12 protein-coding genes and 1 tRNA gene are annotated in these 13,726 nt (G+C 66.4%); 8 read left to right on the top strand and 5 right to left on the bottom strand.

Annotation, left to right across the window (positions count from 1 at the left end; genetic code table 11):
• Positions 1-17: 17 nt before the first annotated feature.
• Positions 18-2,312: a 5-methyltetrahydropteroyltriglutamate--homocysteine S-methyltransferase gene (gene metE, locus WS62_RS21600; protein ID WP_066575064.1), complete on the bottom strand. Its 2,295-nt coding sequence runs from the start codon at positions 2,310-2,312 to the stop codon at positions 18-20.
• A 116-nt stretch (positions 2,313-2,428) separates the two neighbouring features.
• On the opposite strand from metE, the gene WS62_RS21595 reads away from it, so the two are divergent.
• The 4 genes from WS62_RS21595 (at position 2,429) to WS62_RS21580 (ending at position 6,110) form a co-directional block, all read left to right on the top strand.
• A complete protein-coding gene (locus WS62_RS21595) occupies positions 2,429-3,361 on the top strand; it encodes a LysR family transcriptional regulator (protein WP_059598208.1) in 933 nt (310 codons plus the stop codon).
• Positions 3,362-3,487: 126 nt separating this feature from the next.
• The gene (locus tag WS62_RS21590) at positions 3,488-4,504 is read left to right on the top strand and encodes a class 1 fructose-bisphosphatase (RefSeq protein WP_066493377.1); all 1,017 of its coding nucleotides are present in this window, start codon (positions 3,488-3,490) and stop codon (positions 4,502-4,504) included.
• A gap of 295 nt (positions 4,505-4,799) precedes the next feature.
• Positions 4,800-4,875 (top strand) — tRNA-Thr (locus tag WS62_RS21585).
• Between the two features lie 284 nt (positions 4,876-5,159).
• Positions 5,160-6,110 (top strand): LysR substrate-binding domain-containing protein, encoded by a 951-nt coding sequence (locus WS62_RS21580; protein ID WP_066575061.1) that lies wholly within the window; start codon positions 5,160-5,162, stop codon positions 6,108-6,110.
• Between the two features lie 70 nt (positions 6,111-6,180).
• Here the strand turns inward: WS62_RS21580 and WS62_RS21575 are convergent, their stop codons facing one another.
• The 4 genes from WS62_RS21575 to WS62_RS21560 are packed head-to-tail and all read right to left on the bottom strand — an operon-like array spanning position 6,181 to position 9,089.
• Positions 6,181-6,564 carry a RidA family protein gene (locus tag WS62_RS21575; protein ID WP_066575055.1) on the bottom strand — a complete coding sequence of 128 codons (384 nt, stop codon included), beginning with the start codon at positions 6,562-6,564 and terminating at the stop codon, positions 6,181-6,183.
• 18 nt (positions 6,565-6,582) lie between these two features.
• Positions 6,583-7,266, bottom strand: a complete 684-nt coding sequence (locus tag WS62_RS21570) for a class I SAM-dependent DNA methyltransferase (protein WP_066575053.1) — start codon at positions 7,264-7,266, stop codon at positions 6,583-6,585.
• Positions 7,267-7,291: 25 nt separating this feature from the next.
• A complete protein-coding gene (locus WS62_RS21565; protein WP_066575051.1) occupies positions 7,292-8,116 on the bottom strand; it encodes a pyrroline-5-carboxylate reductase family protein in 825 nt (274 codons plus the stop codon).
• Positions 8,109-9,089 (bottom strand): DMT family transporter, encoded by a 981-nt coding sequence (locus WS62_RS21560; RefSeq protein ID WP_066575048.1) that lies wholly within the window; start codon positions 9,087-9,089, stop codon positions 8,109-8,111. The genes WS62_RS21565 and WS62_RS21560 overlap by 8 nt, the downstream gene beginning before the upstream one ends.
• 922 nt (positions 9,090-10,011) lie before the next feature.
• Here WS62_RS21560 and WS62_RS21555 point away from each other — a divergent pair.
• Genes WS62_RS21555 through WS62_RS21540 form a run of 4 tightly spaced genes read left to right on the top strand, consistent with a single transcriptional unit; the run spans position 10,012 to position 13,690 of the window.
• On the top strand, positions 10,012-11,247 hold the full coding sequence (locus WS62_RS21555; RefSeq protein WP_066575046.1) for a cation:proton antiporter: 1,236 nt from the start codon (positions 10,012-10,014) through the stop codon (positions 11,245-11,247).
• A 38-nt stretch (positions 11,248-11,285) separates the two neighbouring features.
• Positions 11,286-11,555 (top strand): acyl carrier protein, encoded by a 270-nt coding sequence (locus WS62_RS21550; protein ID WP_066575045.1) that lies wholly within the window; start codon positions 11,286-11,288, stop codon positions 11,553-11,555.
• Positions 11,556-11,586: 31 nt separating this feature from the next.
• The gene (locus WS62_RS21545) at positions 11,587-12,993 is read left to right on the top strand and encodes a class I adenylate-forming enzyme family protein (protein WP_066575043.1); all 1,407 of its coding nucleotides are present in this window, start codon (positions 11,587-11,589) and stop codon (positions 12,991-12,993) included.
• Between the two features lie 10 nt (positions 12,994-13,003).
• Positions 13,004-13,690 (top strand): hypothetical protein, encoded by a 687-nt coding sequence (locus tag WS62_RS21540; protein ID WP_066575040.1) that lies wholly within the window; start codon positions 13,004-13,006, stop codon positions 13,688-13,690.
• The last annotated feature ends 36 nt before the right edge of the window (positions 13,691-13,726 follow it).

Here is a 13,726-nt window from a genome sequence, read left to right as displayed (position 1 = left end):
CGCGCTGCCGCGTCGAATCACACGAGCGCCGTTTGCGCGACCGTCTCGCGCACGCGCTTCGCCGCTTCGACCATCGCGGCGAGCGCCGCGTCGACCTGCTGCCATTCGCGCGTCTTCAATCCGCAGTCCGGATTCACCCATAAGCGCTCCGCCGGAATCCGCTCGAGCGCGAGCAGGATGAGCCGCTCGATCTCGTCCGCGCCGGGCACGCGCGGCGAATGGATGTCGTAGACGCCCGGCCCGATATCGTTCGGATACTCGAACGTCTCGAATGCGTCGAGCAGTTCCATGTTCGAGCGGGTCGTCTCGATCGAGATCACGTCGGCGTCGAGCGCGGCGATCGACGGCAGGATGTCGCCGAACTCCGAATAGCACATGTGCGTGTGGACCTGCGTCGCGTCGGCGACACCCGACGACGCGATCTTGAACGCGCGCACCGCCCAGTCGAGATACGCGGCGCGCTCGCGCAGCTTCAGCGGCAGCCCCTCGCGCAGCGCCGGCTCGTCGATCTGGATCATCCCGATGCCGGCCTTCTCGAGATCGAGCGTCTCCTGTCGCAGCGCGAGCGCGATCTGCAGCGCGGTCGTCGCGCGCGGCTGGTCGTCGCGCACGAACGACCATTGCAGCATCGTCACGGGCCCCGTCAGCATGCCCTTCACCGGCTTCGTCGTGAGGTTCTGCGCATAGGTCGCCCAGCCGACCGTCATCGGCTCCGGCAGATAGACGTCGCCGTAGACGAGCGGCGGCTTCACGCAGCGCGAGCCGTAGCTCTGCACCCAGCCGTTGCTCGTGATCGCGAAGCCCCACAGCAGCTCGCCGAAGTATTCGACCATATCGTTGCGCTCCGCCTCGCCGTGCACGAGCACGTCGAGTCCGTACGCGAGCTGCTTGTCGATCGCGATGCGCACCTGCTCACGCATCGCTTCCAGATAGCCGAGATGATCGAGCACGCCCTGCTTGAACGCCGCGCGCGCACGGCGAATCTCCTGCGTCTGCGGAAACGAGCCGATCGTCGTCGTCGGCAACAGCGGCAGGTCGAACCGCGCTCGCTGCGCGGCCGCGCGCGCCGGATACGCGCTCGCGCGGCGCGCGTCGGCGTCGGTCAATGCCTCGACGCGGCGCTTCACGAGCGGGTTGTGGATGCGCGCCGACGTGCGCCGCGCGGCCGCCGCCGCCGCCGCATCGTCGAATTCCGCCGCGACCGCCGCGCGCCCCTTCACGAGCGCGTCGCGCAGCGCCGCGACCTCGCGCGTCTTCTGCACCGCGAACGCGAGCCACGCCTTCAGCTCGTCGTCGAGCTTCGGCTCGTGCGCGAGATCGACGGGCGCGTGCAGCAGCGAGCAGCTCGTCGCGACCCACAGCCGCTCGCCGAGCACGTCGCGCACCGGCGCGAGCCGCGCGAGCGAACGGTCGAGGTCGTTGCGCCACACGTTGCGGCCGTCGACGATCCCGCACGACAGCACCTTGTCGGCCGGATAATCGGCGACGAACGCGTCGAGCTGCGCGTCGCCGCGCACGAGATCGATGTGCAGGCCCGCGACGGGCAGCGCCTTCAAGCGCGCCGCGTGCTCGCTCGCATCGTCGAAGTACGTCGCGACGAGCAGCTTCGGCGCGTCCGGCACGAGCGCTTCGTAGGTCGGCTGCGCCGCGTCGCGCCACGCGGCGGGCAGATCGAGCGCGAAAATCGGCTCGTCGATCTGCACCCAGTCGACGCCCTCTTCCTTCAGCCGCGCGAGCAGCGAACGGTACGCGGGCAGCAGGCGCGGCAGCAGTTCGAGGCGATCGGCGAGCCCGTCGCGCGCCTTGCCGAGCCACAGCAGCGTGAGCGGGCCGACAAGCGCCGCTTTCGCCGAATGGCCGAGCGCGCGTGCTTCCCGCACTTCGTCGAACAGCCACTCGACGCCCGGCCCGAACGTCGTCGCCGGCGAATACTCTGGCACGAGGTAGTGGTAATTCGTATCGAACCACTTTGTCATTTCCATCGCCGGCTGCGCGGCGTTGCCGCGCGCGGCCGCGAAGTAATCGGCGAGCGTGAGCGCGCGCGCGTCGAAGCCGAACCGCGACGGCAGGCCGCCGACGTGCGCAAGCGTCGTCAGCACGTGGTCGTACCAGGCGAAGTCGCCGACCGTCACGCAATCGAGCCCGGCGTCGCGCTGCGCTCGCCAGTGCGCGGCGCGCAACGCGCGGCCGGTATCGGCAAGCGCGCGTTCGGCATCGGCCGAGGCGCCGTCGCGCCAATAGCGCTCGAGGGCGAACTTCAATTCGCGTTGCGCGCCGATGCGCGGAAAACCCAGGATGTGTGCAGTGCTCATCTCGATCCTCCAGAAGTGTCCGGCAGTATCGGATTTGCTCTATCATTACTCAAACGAAAGTTTTTGCCGAATAACATGAATATTTTTCAATATCGTCACCGGCCGAGTTTTCCGCGATGATCCGTTCCCCGCTCGAATTCCGGCATCTGCAGACGCTCGTCGCGCTGCGCGACACCGGCAACCTGTCGCGCGCCGCACAGTATCTGTGCTTGACGCAGTCGGCGCTGTCGCATCAGTTGAAGGCGCTCGAAACGCACTTCGGGCTGCCGCTCTTCGTCCGCAAGTCCGCGCCGCTCACGTTCACCGCGGCCGGCAAGCGCCTCCTCGCACTCGCCGAGCAGGTCGTGCCCGCGATCGAGGAGGCCGAGCGCGACATCGCGCGTCTCGCGCTCGGCACAGGTGGCGCGCTGCGGATCGCAGTCGAGTGCCACACGTGCTTCGACTGGCTGATGCCCGCGATGGACGCGTTCCGGCAGCGCTGGCCGGAAGTCGAGCTCGACATCGTGTCGGGCTTTCACGCGGACCCGATCGGCCTGCTGCATCAGGACCGCGCGGATCTCGCGATCGTCGCCGAGGCCGACGCCGGCGAGGCGGTCGACTATCACCCGCTCTTTCGCTTCCAGATCGTCGGGCTCGTCGCCAACGATCACGCGCTCGCGCAGCGGGCGTCGCTTGCCGCGGACGACTTCCGCGACGAGACGCTCATCACGTATCCGGTGCCCGACGAGATGCTCGACATCGTGAGGCAGGTGCTGAAGCCCGCCGGCATCGAGCCGAAGCGGCGCACGTCGGAGCTGACGGTCGCGATCCTGCAACTCGTCGCGAGCCGGCGAGGCGTCGCGGCGCTGCCGCTGTGGGCGGTCGCGACCTACCTGGACAAGCGCTACGTGAGCGCGCGCCCGGTGCTGCGCGCAAACGGCTCGACGCTGTCGGGCGAGCTCTACGCGGCGACGCTGCCCGCGTTCTCGCCGCGCCCGTACGCGGCCGATTTCGTCGCGACGATGCGCGAGACGAGCGCCGCGTCGCTGCCCGAGATCGAGCTGCTGTAGGCGGCGCGCGGCACGCCGTTCCGACCCGCTTTCGCCGAAAAACCGTCGGCCGCCGGGCGCGGCGGGTAAAATCGAGCCTATTCCTATCCCAACATCCAACGCATTCGTCAGCCTCTCGGAGTCCCCATGTCCATTACCCGACGCACCACGCTGTCCAAGTATCTGATCGAGCAGCAGCGTGAGACCAACAACCTCCCCGCGGACCTGCGCCTTCTGATCGAAGTGGTCGCGCGCGCGTGCAAGGCGATCAGCTACAACGTGAGCAAGGGCGCACTGGGCGAAGCGCTCGGCACGGCCGGCAGCGAGAACGTCCAGGGCGAAGTGCAGAAGAAGCTCGACATCCTGTCGAACGAAATCCTGCTCGACGCGAACGAATGGGGCGGCAACCTCGCCGCGATGGCGTCGGAGGAAATGGAGACGTTCTTCCCGATCCCGTCGAACTACCCGCGCGGCGAATACCTGCTCGTGTTCGATCCGCTCGACGGCTCGTCGAACATCGACGTGAACGTGTCGATCGGCACGATCTTCTCGGTGCTGCGCTGTCCGGACGGCCATCAGGCGACCGAGCAATCGTTCCTTCAGCCGGGCACCGAGCAGGTCGCCGCGGGCTACGCGGTGTACGGCCCGCAGACCGTGTTCGTGCTGACGACGGGCAACGGCGTGAACTGCTTCACGCTCGACCGCGAAGTCGGCTCGTGGGTGCTCACGCAGAGCAACCTGCGCATTCCGGAGGACACGCGCGAATACGCGATCAACGCGTCGAACGCGCGCCACTGGTACGACCCGGTGAAACGCTACGTCGACGAGCTGAACGCAGGCGCCGACGGCCCGCGCGGCGAGAACTTCAACATGCGCTGGATCGCGTCGATGGTCGCCGACGTGCACCGGATCCTGAACCGCGGCGGCATCTTCATGTATCCGGCCGACAAGCGCACGCCGGACCGCCCGGGCAAGCTGCGCCTGATGTACGAAGCGAACCCGATGTCGTTCATCGTCGAGCAGGCGGGCGGCGCGGCGACGACGGGCCTGCAGCGCATCCTCGACGTGCAGCCGACCGGCCTGCACCAGCGCGTGCCGGTGATCCTCGGCTCGAAGAACGAAGTCGAGCGCGTCACGCGCTATCACGAGGACGTCCAGTCGTAACGCAGCGCCGCGCCGGTCGCGCGTCACCCCGCTCTTTCGCATGCGATCCGTGCGGCATGCGGGGCCGCTCGGCCGGGTGATGCATGAACAAGGCGTCGCTCGCAAGATGCCCTTCGCGGCGCGAGCACGCGTTTTGGATCGATGCGGGCGAGTCGAATGCCGGCAAACCGCCTGAATCGATCGCCCGCATGCCCGTCGAATCAGGCAGTGACCGGCATCGACAAAAAATGCCGATTTTTTTGCCAAACCCTCTTGTCAGCCCGCCGCTAGCTCCCTATAATTTCATTTCTCTGTTGCCGGTGTAGCTCAGTTGGTAGAGCAGCGCATTCGTAATGCGAAGGTCGTAGGTTCGACTCCTATCTCCGGCACCAAAAGATTCAAGGGCTGCGATGCGAAAGCGTCGCGGCCCTTTTCGATTTGTGCGTGTGCTTTCTCGTCGCCGCGCGCGCATCGCGTTCGCCGCAGCGACGCCATCGACAAGCTCGCAGCGCGCATCCCGCCCGAAGCACGCCTCCCGCACAAGCCCCGGTCGAGCGTGCGAGCGCCTCGCCCATCGCCCGCCGCCGGACCGCGCGCACAGCCGTGATAAAGTGAATTCGCACGTATTGCGGCGCGCGCCCGCCCCGTTTCCGCGTCCATCAGATTGAGCCTGCCCATGCGCCCCGATCCGCCAGACACGTCGAAACTCCCTTCCCTGTCGGCGCTGCGTACGTTCGAAGTGTCCGCGCGCGGCTATAGCCTGACCGAAGCCGCGCATCACCTGCACGTCACGGTCGGCGCCGTGAGCCGCCAGATCAAGATGCTGGAGGACGAACTCGGCGTGAAGCTGTTCGACCGCAAGGCGAACAGCCTGAGCCTGAACGAAACCGGCCGGCAGCTCGCGCGCGACCTGTCGCGCGCGTTCGCGATGATCCTCGCCGCGACGAACCGCGCGCGTCACCAGTACAAGACCGAGATCCGGCTGACCTGCACGCTGTCGATCGCCAGCCACTGGCTCAACAAGCGCATCGCCAAGCTCACCGCCGACGCCGGCAACGGGATCGCGCTGGCGATCGATCCGTCGGCGGACGTCCGCGATCTCGACACGGGCGAAGCCGATCTCGCGATCCGCTATTGCCCGACGTCGCTGCCGCGCCTGAACGCGCGCCCGCTGTTCGCCGAGCATTTCCTGCCCGTATGCCCGCCGCAGTACCTGCGGGAGCTCGGCGGCGTCTCGACGCCCGACGATCTGCTGCGCGCGCGCCTCATCCATGCGCCGTGGTTCCTCAACAACCATCACGAGAATTCGAGCTGGGACGACTGGTTCGCGATCGCCGGCGGCGGCGCGAGCCGCAAGGCATTGCCCGTGCTGTCGTTTACAGGCGTCGGCTACGCGGTCGACGAGATCCTCGCGAACGGCGGCGTCATCATCGGCAGCTCGGCGATCATCGCCGACGATCTCGCCGACGGCCGGCTCGTGCCCGTATTCGACGACCGGTATCGAATCGCGTCGCCGTACGAGTACCGGCTCGTCTGGGCGCCGTCCGCGACGAACTCGCCCGAAGTCAGGCAATTGATCGACGCGATCCTCGCGCTCGCCGGCCACGCGCCCGAGTTCGAGCGGTGAGCTGAGCTGAGTCGCGTCGCGCGCAACCTGCGTCGCATGCAACACGCCGCACGCAGCGCGCCCGCGCACGTCAGCCGTCCTTGCACGCGAGCACCTCGATCGCGACGCGCATGTCCTTCTCCGGAAACGGCAGCACGTGCAGCAAAGTAAACGCAGGACGCACGTCGCGGAAAAAGCGGCCGTGCACGGCCGCGGCGCGCTGCCAGTGCGCGATGTCGGTCAGGTACATCCTGCTCTGCACGACGTCGCCGACGCCGAAATCCGCATCGGCCAGAATCCCCGCGATCTTTTTCAGCACGACGTCGGTCTGCTCGCCGACGTCGTCGGACGCGATCGTGCCGTCCGGCCCGAGCGGGCCGGTCTTCGACACGAACAACAGGTTGCCGACGCGAACCGCCCGCGAAAAGCCGAACGCATCCTCCCAGCTCGACCCCGATTCGTACCGTGTTCGCATCTGCGCCCCCGCGAAATCTCATGCCGCGCCGTTCGCCGCGCCCTTTCGATCGTCGGATTTCCTGATCACGTAGTAATGCGCGCGGTTCACGTTGATGTAGCGCCCGTTCTCGACGACGAACGCGATCGACGCGACACCGTCCCGCACGAGCCCGTCGAGATACGACGCGAACGGCTCCGACGCGAGGTAGCTCTCGCGCACGCTCGCGACGACGTGACCGCCCGGCTTCGCCGCGCGCAGCAGTTCGCCGAGCGCGTCGACCTTCACGTGCCCGTCGATGAAGACGCCGCAGCAGATCGTGTAGTCGTAGCGGCCCGTCGCGATCTCCGCCGACGACGCGTTCAGGTCGACGTCGCCGATGAGCCGGCGGTACACGTCGCGCTTGCGCGCGACGTCGATCATCCCCGCCGACAGATCGACGCCGTCGATCGCCGCGTAACCGTACTTCGCGAGCTGCCCGCCGACGAGGCCCGTTCCGCAGCCCGCGTCGAGTATCTGCACCGCGTCGCGTGGCGCGTCGCTATACACCTGATGGACGAAATCGAGCAGCTTCGCCGCCAGCAGATAGCCGACGTATTCCTCGCCCGCCGCAGTCGCTTCGTACCCGTGCGCCCAGTCGTCGTAAAACTTCGCGAGCCGCTCATTGTTTCCGCCGAGATTGTGCGAATCGGTGACGATCAGATTTTCCTTCGAGTCGTGCATGTGCGTCCCTCGCTGCGCAAAGTCGTCAAGAACGGGCCATCGCCGCGCCGTGGCGGATGCCGTCGCGCAGCGCGTCCGAAAGATGTCCGCCTGTCCGAAGCGAACGGAGAATCGCCTCGGTGATCCCGCCCGGCGTCGCCGCGTGGTTCAGATACGCCTGCGTGTCGGCCTCGCCCAAATTCCTCGGCCGCACCCGTTGCGCCCAGTCGAGCACGCGGCGCCAATCGCCGAGCCCGCATGCGGCCGCGCAGTCGAGCACGTCGTCGTCGCGCGGCGCGATGCCCGCGGCTTCGCAGTAAGTGAGCGCGATCGGCAGGCACGGCCCGAGCGCGGTGAACGCGTCGAACCGCGCCTCGCCGTCCAGCGCGACGACCTCGGTGCCGATCCGCTCGAACAACGCCTTCGCCTGCGCGCTCGCGTCGCCATAGAACGCACCGATCGAGCGGCCGGCAACGATGGTGTCAGGAGAACTGATCATCGCCCGCGCGAGCCGGCCCGCGCCGCGCGCATGACGCGCGACGTTCGCGAGCGGCGTGCCCGCCAGCACCGAAATCACGCTCTGGCCGCACTCGAGCGGATACGCGCCAAGCAGTGCGCAATCGGCCGGCCGGACCGCGTACAGGATCACGTCCGAACTGTCGACGGCCGCTTTCACGTCGGTCAGCAGATCGGCAACGCCGGCCGCGGCCGCGCGCTCGCGCGAAGATGCGGATTCGCGATTGCCGAGCCGCAGCGAATCACCGCCGACGCCGCTCGCGACGAGGCGCGCGGCCACCGCGACGCCGACATGGCCCGCGCCCACGATGCCGATGCGGCCGAGCGCATCGCGCTTGCCGGCGTCATCAGTCACGAGCGGCTCCTGCGCCGCCGCGGCTCGGCACCGCGAGCGGCATGGGTTCGCCGCGATCCGCGCGCGTCGGCGCGCGCTCGAGCCGTGCATCGCGCGCGCGTCGGCCCTGGTCGAGCGCCTCGATGACGCCGATCCCGACGATGCCGAAGATCACCATCGCCGCGCCGCACACGAACCAGACGCTCAGCGCGTCGTCCAGCGCGAAATAACCGAGCGTCACGCCGACGATCGGCGTGATCAATTGAATGATCGACAGCCGCGACGCGAGATATTTCGTCAGCAGCCAGTACCACGCGAGAAAAGTGCCGAGCACGAGCACGACGGTCTGGAACGCGAGATTCGCGACAGTCACGGCGTCCGCGGCGATCCGCGCGCGTCCCATCAGAATCGTCAGCGGCAGGATGACGACGCTCGACACCGCGACCTGATAGAAGAGCGTCTTCTCGGCGGGCGCATTCGACAATCGCGTTCGCTTCACGACGACGGTGGTCGCGCCCCAGGCGATGCCGGACAGCAGACCGAAGCCGTCGCCGACGAGCGAGCCGCCGCCCGCCGCGCCGTCGCGGCCGAGAAAGCTGACGACGATCCCCGAGAACGCGACGAACATCAGCAGCCATTGCAGCGCCGACAGTCGCTCGTCCTCGTGCGTGAAATGCATGCCGAAACTCGCGAACAGCGGCCCTGTATAGAGCAGCACGGTCACGTGGCTCGACGACGTGTACCGAAGCCCCTGCGCAATCGCGATCGATTCGACCGCGACGAGCAAGCCGACCGCGACGCCCGCGCGGAACGTGCCATCCCGCAACACGCGGCGTCCGTGGCGCCAGAACAGAAAACAGCCGAGCACGATCGCGGAGATGCCGTAGCGAATCGACAACTGCATCAATGGATCGACGCGCGGTGCGGCCACCTTGATGAGTACCTGCTGCGATCCCCAGCAGAAGCACAGCACCAGCATGATTGCGATCGACATGGCGTCCAGCGGACGACGGGTTTCGAGCACTGCAGCCTCACGACGAAGAAAAGGGGCCGACCTCGATGTCGGCCTCCGGACATGTGCCGCGTCGCCGGGCGGACACGCGCGGCGACGGCGAAGCGTATTCCCCGGACGATTGAATTGGCCTGAAACACGATTTATTTGATCGGTCGAATTACGTATCTCGAATCCGACCGCCGTCTCCCGAAACGAATGGCGCCCGGGAGGAAGGCCGCTCGCCTTTTATCAACATTCAGCCAATAATCGGCGAGCCATTACAGGATAAATAAAAATACCCGGCGGCAACATCGATTTTTCCTGATGGGTGGTTGAGCCGAAGTCAATACAATTTGGCTGCCTTTATAGATTTAAACAACGTGCTTGATCGACATGACATATAAAATTCATTTGTCGATCCACTTTCCGTCCACTAGCCTTTGCTCACCGGAATTATTGCTTTTAGTCAACCAAATAATTAATTAGATTAATTCCATTAAATGAGAAACGGGAATAACAGATCAGGACTTCAAACTCATGAATCAGAACAAGCTTATTCGATTTAATGAAATACGCGACGCTGTTCCTCGAATTCCGCGTCCCGCGTTGAACCGGCAGTCGTCGCGGCCGCCTTTGCCGCCTCCGCTCGTTCCGCGGCAGACGACTCGCCCCGGTCTGCCGGCCGAAAGCTGCGTGCCCCACCTCCACGGCTTCCCGCCATCGGCCCATCCTGCCGGCCTGCCGCCCTCCCTTTAATCGGCAAAATCCGCGACGCTCCGTCACCGCGATCGCACAAGCGAATCGCAGCGGGATTTTCGTCGACAAATACATAGCATTCCTCATCTAGTGGATGACGACTGCGTGTCGATATCGAGCCGGCTTCCACCGCGCCGGCGTCCAACGCTTTTTCGAACGACGCAATATGTGGCTTCTCCAACTCGCCATCGTCATCGCCGTCTGTCACGCGTGCGGCCATCTCGCCGAGCGGATCGGACAGGCGCGCGTGATCGGCGAAATCGCGGCCGGCATCCTGCTCGGCCCGACGATATTCGGCGCGTTCGCGCCCGACGTCTATCGCGCGTTGTTTCCCATCGCCACGCAGTCCGGCATCGCGCTGCTTTGCGAAGTCGGGCTCGTGCTGCTGATGTTCGAAGTCGGGCTTCACCTGCGCGTCTCGAACACGTTCTCGTGGGCCGACGTCCGCCTGCCGGGCCTCGTCGCGCTGCTCGGCCTCGCGTTGCCGTTCGCGCTCGGCGTCGGCGTCGCGCTCGGCTCGAAAGACGCGCTCGCCGCAGGCTACGCGAGCGTCCCCTATGCGCTCTTCTGCGGCGTCGCGCTCGGCGTGTCGGCCGTTCCCGTGATGGCTCGCATCGTCGCCGACCTCGACTTGTCCGCGCATCCGAGCGCAACGACCGCGCTCGCGTCGGCGATGCTGACCGACGTCGCGGGCTGGCTGCTGCTCGCGCTCGTCGCGTCCGTTGCACAGCCCGGCCACGGCGACTGGTTCGCGCTGCTGCTGTCGATGGTATCGATCGCGCTGTACACGCTCGCGTGCGTCGCATCGCTGCGCCACGTCGTCGGACCGTTGCTGCAGCGTGCGAGCGCGCGCGGCAACGTGCGCATCGTCGCCGTCGTCGTGGCGGGTTGCGTGCTCGCGTCCGCGTCGGCCACGCACGCGCTCGGCTTTCACGGTGCGTTCGGCGCGCTCCTCGCCGGCCTCGCGCTGCGCGACGCGCCGGTCGTCGCCGACCAGTGGCAGCGCACGTTCAGCGGCTTCGTGCATGTCGTGCTGACACCGGTGTTCTTCGCGTACGCCGGCCTGCACACGTCGATCTCGTCGCTCGACGACGTCGGCGCATGGACGTGGTTCGGCGCATTTTTCGTCGCCGGATTCGCGGGCAAGTTCGGCGGCGCCTACGCGGCGGCGCGCTGGTGCGCTCGCACGCCGCACGACGCGGTGCTGATCGGCGCGCTGATGAACGCGCGCGGGCTGATGGAGCTGATCGTGCTGTCGATCGGCCTGCAACTCGGCGTGCTGCCGCAAAAGGTCTACACGATTCTCGTCGCGTTCGCGCTGCTGACGACCGCGATGACGACCCCGTTCGTCCGCTACGCGACGCGCCCCGGCGCCGCGCCGCTCGCGGACCCGCAAACCTGAGCCTCCCTTTCACCACTCGACCGAAGCGACTTCACATCATGCAAATCACCGACACCCAGCAACAGATCGTCGAACGCCTCCGCGACATCGTCGCCACCCGGCTCGATCTCGACATCAAGCCCGAGCAGATCGGCCTGACCGACGGCTTCCAGTCAACGATCGGCATCGATTCGATCGGTTTCATCGAATTGCGCTACCAGTGCGAAGAGGCGTTCGGCATCAAGATCGACGACGACGACTTCACGCCCGAGAACTTCTCGAATTGCGACGTGCTGTCGCGCTTCCTTCTCACCAAGCTCGACGCATGATGCGCGCGCCGCGCCGAACGAGGGATCATCCATGCATATCGCCAATTTCGATCGCCTGATTGTCGAAGCGTCCGCGCTCGCCGGGTCCGATGCATCCGTCGACGACGTCGAACGGCTCGTCGCCACGCTGCCCGGAGCCACGCTTTCGTCGAGCGGCGTCGTGCTGATCGGGATGCCGAACGGCAAGACGCTGCTCAGGCTCTTCTTCTCGCTGCTTGCCGCCGGGTACACGCCGGCGATGCTGTCGCCCACCACGCCCGTCGTGCGGATCAAGCAGATGGCCGAGGACTTCGGCGCGATCGCGATCGTGAAGCCGCGTCTCGGCGAGGAGCTGCGCGCACAGCTCCGGATCGGCAAAGTCGAGCGCCGCGCCGGCTGCGAGATCGGCTTCTTTCCGCAAACACGCGAAAGCGTCGCCGGACCGGGCGAAGTCATCCTGACGACGTCCGGCACGTCGTCGGAATTCAGCAGCGGCTGCGTGCACGCGTTCGAATCGCTGCAGGAAAACGCGCGCCGGCACGCGGCGGACATCGGCCTGCACGCCGGCGACGTCGTGCTCGTCAACCTGCCGCTCTTCTATTCGTTCGCGCTCGTCGCGCAGGCGATCGCCGGCATCGAATGCGGCGCGAAGCTCGTGATCAGCGGGCCGCCGTTCATTGCGCCACGCTATTTCTCCGAACTCGCACGCCATCGGATCAGCGTCAGCTCCGTCACGCCGGTGCTGATGCGCGACATCCTCTCGCACACAGCCGACACGCTGCCGCCCTCGCTGCGCGCGCTGACGATCGGCGGCGATTTCCTTCCGCCCGCGCTCGCAGCGGAGTTCGTCGCGCGCTTTCCGGGCAAGGCGCTGTATCTGACATACGGCGCGACGGAAGCCGGGCCGCGAATCGCGACCTGCCGCGCGCACGAGGTCGACGAACGGCGGCTCGCGTCGGTCGGCAAGCCGATGCAGGGCACCGAGGTGTGCGTGCTCGGCGATACGCCGTCGTCGCGTGAAGGCGAACTGCTCGTGCGATCGAGCACGCTGCTCAAACGCAAGGTCGGCCGCAACGCGCGCGATCCGCTCGTCGAATTTGACGGCCGCGTCTGGCTCAGGACGGGCGACATCTTCGAGATCGACGACGAAGGCTATCTGTTCTTCAAGCACCGCAAGACAGATTTCGTCATCCTGAACGATGAGAAGGTCAATCTCGCGGCGATCCGTCGGCACTGCCGTTCGCTGCCGGGCGTGCTGACCTGCAAGACGCGTCCGCTGAAGCAAGGCGACGCGATCGCAGGATATCAGCTCGAAATCGTCGTCGACGACCGGCTCGTCGATCAGGCCGGCGCCGACGACGTGAAGGCTCAGCTCCTGAAAGGCCTCAAGCACTACGAACGTCCCGCCGCGCTGACGGTCACGCATGTCGATCGCGCGGTGCACGAGTTCTACAAGTGAGGAAAATCCGATGAATCACGACACCCGCCGCCTCGTCGACGCCGTTCTCGCGCGCCACGAGCCGCGCAGCATCGAGGATGTGCTGCGCTTCGTTCCGACCCGGATGTGCCACATCACGCAGGAACCGGACGTATTCAGGACCTACCCGCCCGTCGTCATGCGCCTCAGCGTTCCCCGTGAGCAATGGGCCGAGCACGAGGCCACGTACGCGCGCTATCGCGACGAGATCATCCCGTCGCATTCGCTCGACGATTACCTGCGCGCGTTCCTCGAGCCCGACGCGCCGCGCCTGCCGTGTTTCTGCGCGGAGATGTCCGACGTCGCGGGCGCGCTCGTGAGCACGCTGCTCGGCCAGCGCGTGTATGCGATCCGCAACATCTACGTGAACTATCTGTATCTGCCGCAGCGCTGGCATTGCATCAACGCGATCGTCGCCGACGGCCGGATCCGTTATTTCGATTCGTCCGCCTACCGCCAGGTGTTCGACAAGTCGCGCCGCAAGTTCCTCGCTCCCGACGAGCTCGACGGATTCGATTGTGCGGACGTCGAGCCGCGCTTCATCGTCAGCGACAAGTGGCTGCAGAGCGAGCCGTTCGCGCGCTCGATCTCGCTCGAAGGCCGCACGATCCGCGACACGTTCCATCCGAATCCGCTCGACGCGTCGAAGCCCGACGAATTCCTGCGGATCTACGAATGAGCGTGCCGACACATCGCCTGTTCTCTTCCGACCGAT

This window comes from Burkholderia sp. ABCPW 14, assembly GCF_001523835.1.
Taxonomy (GTDB): domain Bacteria; phylum Pseudomonadota; class Gammaproteobacteria; order Burkholderiales; family Burkholderiaceae; genus Burkholderia; species Burkholderia mayonis.
Note: the sequence above shows the minus strand (reverse complement) of the source record. Positions and strands in the feature narration are given on the sequence as shown.